Here is a 4,181-nt window from a genome sequence, read left to right on the forward strand (position 1 = left end):
ATCAGTTCCTTCCATAAATGATGATATAATGAAACAATATAACATAAATATCATATTTAAATTTACATATAAATATTTAAGAAAAATCTAATCTAATAAAAAAACACCTTGCATAAGGTGTTTTTTTACTTTAGCGGACAGACGAGACAATAATCAAGGCTCTCTGATTTTTTCTCAAGCTTATAATACATACAGCAAGTCTTTCGATTTGATGTGTCTAGCAAACTTTCATCTAAATTTAAGCTGTGCTGGAAAGGATTTTGCTTCGCTCCGAAAAGATCACCCGACGCCTTCTTCAGAAACAAATAATCCTCCCGTATGCGCTCTTTCATTTTAGGCTCTTCCGTTTCTCGCATCATGCTACGGTAAAGAGAATTGATACGTACCGCTACATTTTCCCATAAAATTGAATACGGAAGTCTTGAAGTACGTTTCAATACATCTAAAAGAGGTGTGACACACTGCGTAAATAGCGTGCGGACGACCTGCTCTCTCCACTCATGACGATCTCCTTCTAACTGAACAAAAGAACAGAGCGTTTCATCTAGCTCAATTTTACGATCTTCTCTAAAGACACACGCCTCTGGTGAAAACCGATAGACAGCATCATACATCGTCATCAAGTACAAAGTAGAACTAACAACTAAATAGGCATAGCGCTTTGAAAACATGGATGCCGCCACTGCTATATTCGGGGCATGCATCGCTTCCTTTTCAGCTTCTAATAAACGTCTGATAGATGCTTCTGAAAAAAGCGCAGCAAGTGTGCGATCAGATGTCATTGGTCCATTTGTGATGTGTACCCCGAAATCAAGTAATTCTCTCTCAACCCACTCTGGCCTCATATCAAAACCCCCATCTTTCGTTTAGCGATTTCGCTGTTGATATAACAAATAAATAAAGAACGGTGCACCAATTGCCGCCGTAAAAACGCCTGCCGGAACATCTAACGGAAGAAAAGCCGTTCTCGCAACTAAGTCTGCCAGCATCACGAGAATACTTCCAACAAGCGCAGATGCTGGAACAAGCGCAATAAAGGAACGACCGATGATCATCCGTGCAACATGCGGCGCCATCAGTCCAACAAATTCAATACCACCTGCGAATGCAACGGCAATACCGGCTAATGTCACACTCATCAGTAGAAAGAATAACCGCTTCGCCTGAACCTTGACACCGAGACCTGTTGCAAGATCATCCCCAAGCTCCTTTACATTCATCGTTCTTGCCAGCACCATGACAATCGGTAAAATAATCAATACCCAAGGAAGCATTGCGATGACGTCCTTCATTGTAGAACCATATAAACTGCCCGTCAGCCAGATGTATGACTTGGTCGTGGTCATCGTATCGCTGAGCACAAGAGTAAACGTCACACACGCCTTCATAATGGCGGAAATCCCAATTCCCATCAAGACGAGCGTGATCGGCTTGACGCCTTTTTTCCATGAAAGCAAATAAATCAGGCATGATACCGCAAAAGCGCCTGCAATGGCCCACAACGACTGATAAGCAATAGGCACAGTACCCATCCAAAAGACGATGAACATAATGGCGCCAAACGACGCACCGCTCGTAATTCCTATGATGTCAGGCGATGCAAGCGGATTTCGAATGAGACCTTGTAAAATAAGCCCCGATACCGCAAGTGCCGCTCCCACTAAAATCGCAAGCAGGGTCCTTGGAATCCTCAACGTATTTAATACAAACGTATTTCCCTCACCTTGTCCGAAGATATGCAGCAGCACATCAGTAGGCGGAATAAAGCGGCTGCCCATACAAAGGCTCAGAATAAATAAACCAAAGGCAACGCCTGTCAATAATAGTAAAATCAAAAATGTCCGCTTTGAAAATTGAAATGAAATGCGCCCGCCCTTTGAACGCACTGTATATGTTTTAGCCACCTGTCTTCAACCCCTTGCGCACGAGATAAACAAATAGAGGCGCTCCTGCAATTGCCGTCATAACACCAATCGGTACTTCCTGCGGCATGATCAGAAAACGAGCGGCAAGATCTGCGACAAGTAAAAGCGACGCCCCTACAACGGCACAATACGGCAGTACCCAGCGGTGGTCAGGTCCAACAAGCTTTTTCACAATATGCGGCACAAGAAAACCAACAAATCCAATGGATCCTGCGACAGCGACGGAACCTCCTGCTAAAAAGACGACAAGTACCCCCATCGTCATCTTCAAAAGCAACGTACGCTGGCCAAGCCCTTTCGCAATATCATCACCCGATAAAAGGACATTGATCGAGCGGCCAAGAAGCAGCGCCACCACAGTCGCCCCAAGAATATAAGGCAGCACAGGCAGCAGCATATCTATACTTCTTCCTGACACTGAACCAGCCATCCAGAACAGGATGCTTTGAATGGACTGTTCATTCACGATTAAAAGTCCTTGAGTAAAGGACGCAAACAGAGCAGATATCGCAGCACCTGCGAGTACAATTTTGACCGGTGTCAGTCCGTCTCTTCCAATGGAGCCTAGAAGAAAGACAAGCATACCTGCAATGGCAGCGCCTAAAAAGGCCGTCCACATATAACCTGTTAACGACTCGGTAGAAAAGAAAACAATCGAAATCACAATAAAAAAGAGTCCACCTGCATTAATACCTAAAAGATCTGGTGCAGCCAGCGGATTTCTCGTCAATGCCTGCATGAGTGCACCTGAAATCGCTAGACTTGATCCAACAACCGTCGCAATTAAAGCTCTTGATAATCTGGATGTCATGACAATCACACTGTTTGGATCTGACTCATCAAACTGAAGAAACGCATGGATGGTGGCTTTGAGGGAAATTGAGGTTTGCCCAAGAGAAATACTGAGCATAAAAAAGACCAACATCAACACGATGAATCCAGCAAATAGCAGTGCCTTGCTCGAATCCTTTTTTAATAAACTTCTCATCTGATTCCCGCTTTCAATCTGTTATGGAAAAAGGAGAAAATGGTTTTTCACATTTTCTCCTCTGCTACACTTATTTATCAAGCCCTAGACGATCATAAATATCATCAAGCATCATGTTTGCAGCGGTGATACCGCCAGCCATGTTCCAAGTGATTTCATCAACTTTATGCACTTGTTTCGCTTTCACTGCATCAAGCTGCTTCCATAAAGGATGACTTGTCCACTCTTTATATGCTTTTTCAACTGCTTTATCCTGATCATCCATGAAGTAATAGATCACATCTGCATCCATTTGTGGAATGCTCTCTTTGTCTGTAAGTGTAATGATATCTTGCTTTTTATCTTTGACATTTTTAGGACCTTCAAAGCCTAGCTCTGTTAAAATTGAACCTGCAAACCCAGTTTGATAGATTCTTGCATGATCTGCACGGAAGTTCACCACAGACACACTCATTGGCCAGTTTTTAATGTCTTTCTTTGCTTTTTCTTTGAAGTCAGCGACGCGGTCATCCCACTTCGTCAGCAATTCTTTTGATTTATCTTGCTTGTTTAACGCTTCACCCATTAAATTCACTGTGTCTTTAAAAGTGAACACTGTTTCTGTTGCAACCGTTGGAGCGATTTCTTTCAGCTGATCAAAAATTTGCTCGTGACGGATTTTTGATGCAATGATCAAATCTGGCTTCAGCTTTTCAATTTCTTCTAAGTTTGGTTGTGTTTCCTGCCCAACAATTTTGACACCCTTTAAATCATCTCTTAAATATTTATACGTAGGTGCTTCAAGCCAAGATTCTACAACACCCACTGGTTTAATGCCCATAGCGACGGCTGCATCAGTTGCTCCTTGATACAACGTCACCACACGTTTAGGCGATCCTTTAATTTCAGTTGAACCGATAGCGCTTTCAACGGTTCTTGTTTTCTCATTACTATCTGACTTGCCTTCGCTGCTATTACTGCCACAAGCCGCAAGTAATACGATGGAGAGCACAACTAGTAGCGACCAAAAAGATTTTTTGAACATGTACCTCACCTATCCATTCTATATGTAGTCATATCGTTTGATAACGATTCTCATTATCACACTATGATTTTATCATAGAAAAGGATGGTGTCAATGTAAATTTTTAAGAAAAAGGTAGAGTGTTGACTAGTTGTTCAGGTTAAATGGAACTTTTCCACATTTGGATGGTACGCCCAATCTTTTTTCCCGATTCTAGTAAAATGGACAAATGAGTATGGTTTTCTATCACTTGGTAAACAGATTG

Annotated in this window: 4 protein-coding genes; all 4 read right to left on the minus strand. The window is 42.5% G+C overall.

Annotated elements, in window-relative coordinates; translation table 11 throughout:
- Positions 1-125: 125 nt before the first annotated feature.
- A complete protein-coding gene (locus tag V7L95_RS02975) occupies positions 126-845 on the minus strand; it encodes an IucA/IucC family C-terminal-domain containing protein (protein WP_136944527.1) in 720 nt (239 codons plus the stop codon).
- A 21-nt stretch (positions 846-866) separates the two neighbouring features.
- Positions 867-1,904 carry an iron ABC transporter permease gene (locus V7L95_RS02980; protein WP_041091855.1) on the minus strand — a complete coding sequence of 346 codons (1,038 nt, stop codon included), beginning with the start codon at positions 1,902-1,904 and terminating at the stop codon, positions 867-869.
- Positions 1,897-2,913, minus strand: a complete 1,017-nt coding sequence (locus V7L95_RS02985; RefSeq protein ID WP_008346988.1) for an iron ABC transporter permease — start codon at positions 2,911-2,913, stop codon at positions 1,897-1,899. Before V7L95_RS02985 ends, V7L95_RS02980 begins: the two co-directional genes overlap by 8 nt.
- Positions 2,914-2,983: 70 nt before the next feature.
- A complete protein-coding gene (locus V7L95_RS02990) occupies positions 2,984-3,937 on the minus strand; it encodes an iron-siderophore ABC transporter substrate-binding protein (RefSeq protein ID WP_007500381.1) in 954 nt (317 codons plus the stop codon).
- Between the last annotated feature and the right edge of the window lie 244 nt (positions 3,938-4,181).

Origin of the sequence: Bacillus sp. PPSBB_11 (genome assembly GCF_038023285.1) — a bacterium.
Classification (GTDB): domain Bacteria; phylum Bacillota; class Bacilli; order Bacillales; family Bacillaceae; genus Bacillus; species Bacillus altitudinis.

Bases quoted from the DNA above. Each gene is read 5' to 3' on its own strand.
- V7L95_RS02985 (WP_008346988.1), bottom strand. From the start codon at position 2,913: ATGAGAAGTTTATTAAAAAAGGATTCGAGCAAGGCACTGCTATTTGCT.
- V7L95_RS02990 (WP_007500381.1), bottom strand. From the start codon at position 3,937: ATGTTCAAAAAATCTTTTTGGTCGCTACTAGTTGTGCTCTCCATCGTA.
- V7L95_RS02975 (WP_136944527.1), bottom strand. From the start codon at position 845: ATGAGGCCAGAGTGGGTTGAGAGAGAATTACTTGATTTCGGGGTACAC.